The organism is Novipirellula rosea, assembly GCF_039541335.1.
GTDB lineage: Bacteria > Planctomycetota > Planctomycetia > Pirellulales > Pirellulaceae > Novipirellula > Novipirellula rosea.
Genome location: NZ_BAABGA010000097.1, coordinates 1 through 2,047, shown reverse-complemented (window position 1 = coordinate 2,047; position 2,047 = coordinate 1). Strand labels below are relative to the sequence as shown.

The 2,047-nt window shown below is 56.6% G+C and carries 1 protein-coding gene; it reads right to left on the bottom strand.

Features of this window, described 5'->3' with window-relative positions; translation table 11 throughout:
- Positions 1 to 2,006: Ig-like domain-containing domain (locus ABD971_RS29475; protein WP_345327297.1), on the bottom strand; the 2,006-nt coding region annotated here is incomplete at its 3' end.
- Positions 2,007 to 2,047: the final 41 nt, after the last annotated feature.

Here is a 2,047-nt window from a genome sequence, read left to right as displayed (position 1 = left end):
ACCTCCGTGCTCAGCCGGATTGTTTTTGGTTCCGTGAGCTCAAGCGTGACTTGGGGTCCCGTGCTGGTAACCGATCCTCCCCCGGAAGTGATTGCCGTGAAAGGAACAGTCATCCAGTTGTTGGCAGTTTGGATATGCGAAGTGGACTCTAGTTCAGTTACGGTCAATGCAACGTTTGTAGAAACGTCGGGTGCATAGGCCGTCGAGTCAATGTATAAGCGTCCCAGCCCGTCGAAGCCGCTTCCCGTGCCCTGCACGAGTTGCCCCGCGCCCCAGCCGCCGATTTCGGGGTCGAACGTGAAGTTGTTTGGTGCGGGTGAAGTCAGTTCGTAGATCGGAGCCGGGCCACCGACAAAGTCGAGCGTGAAGTTGCCACCAGCCGTTCCGTCAGCATCTCCGTCGAAGGCGTTCCCGGCCGTGTCGGTGATCGCATCGAAGACGGTGAGGCGGTAGATGTCTTCCGGGAGCGGGTCGAAGCTCAGCGCGGCAGAGTCACCCAAGTCGCTAACGCCGGTCAGTGTGACGATCGGATCATCGCCAGTGCCTAGTAAACCGTCACTTCCAGCGCGCTGTAACTGATAGGAACTTGCGGCGCCACCGCCGATAACCGGCTCGCTAAACGTGACGGTGATGCTCGTCTCGTCCGAATCCACAATCCCACTTTCTTCGAAAGATGTCTCCGAGACTGTCGGCGCGGTCAGGTCAGCGGAGATCACCGAGAAAAATGGTGCTGTGTGAAGCGGGGTCCGCGGTCCAGCGGAAACTTGTCCATCGACCGAGAATTCCGTCCAGATCTCTGGATTGTCCTTCAGTAGATCTAAATCAAGGGCGGTTTGATTGCCAACGTCAAAGACGAAGGACCCGTAGGTCGCATCGTCAATGTTGATGCTGGCGTTGTCGTTGAACAGCGCTTGGCCGCCCGTCGGCGCGTCATATAAGGACACGGCAACGTTGTAGGTGCCGGTCGCTGCATCACCAGTCTCTGAGTCCTGGAGAAACGCCCATAGATTCAAAGTGTCTTCGTTGTAATTCGTATCGGAGTCAATATCAAAAGCACGCGTGGCCTGCAGCGAGTTCAGGCGATAGGAGATGCTATCTGCGCTGAGAGAACCTCCGTCGATCTTCACGCGCGCAGGTAAGGTCTCGCCATCGAACGTCAACTCGACCCAAAGTTCTGACTGGTTGGACAGTATCGCCAGGTCCAGTGGAGTGTTCTGGCCCAGCGCAATTCCGAACGCGCCACCAATCGTGTCACCGGCATTTAGATTTCCAGATTCGGAGAATAGTGCCGCGCCACCTGTTGCACTGTCGTATAACGTGGCTTGCCAGGCAAGGGTTCCGAGAAGTGGCGTATCATCTTGCAGTCGAAGATTGCCAAGTACTCGCAACGCCCAAGTGGCGTCGTCTGCATCGCGTGTCGCCGACGACAGGAATGCATTGCGCAAGGTAGCACCCCCGGCCGTAGTGGTGACCACTTCCCCATTCAATGGTATGCGAGCGTCCGCGACCACTCCGTCAACGACGACCTCCAGAAACGTCTCTGCAGGAGCGAGTCCATCGAGCGGCAACAACTCCAACAGGTTTTGTTGGTAGTAACCTCCTGGACTTTCCGCTACATCGACTCCGGCCACTGAAGCAGTCCAAAATGCTGTTCCTCCAGAAACGGTGTCGAAGAGTCGATATTCGAGATCGTGCGTTCCCGTTAGCGGCTGATCATTGGAATCACGTAGTTGAGTCACCAGCAAAAGCGATGACGTTGATGACGTTGCCTCCGTGTTAACTTGCTGGTACGCCAGGGAGTGTATGGTTTGAAGGCCGTCGAGAAACACCGGATTAGCGACAGATCGTGCCTGCAGTTGGATCTCATGCTGTCCTGCGGGAAGGTTTAGGAATTCTTGGAAGGGGATGTTGGCGACTCCCGCGTACTCAATCGTACTGAAGACGGCGTAACGTTCCTCAGCAGCGGGCTCCTGGTTTTGGAGCGCGCCAGCCTCGCCCAACTGCACGGCCCCGAAGACTGCTCCGTTATATCCTCCCAGGCCACTGT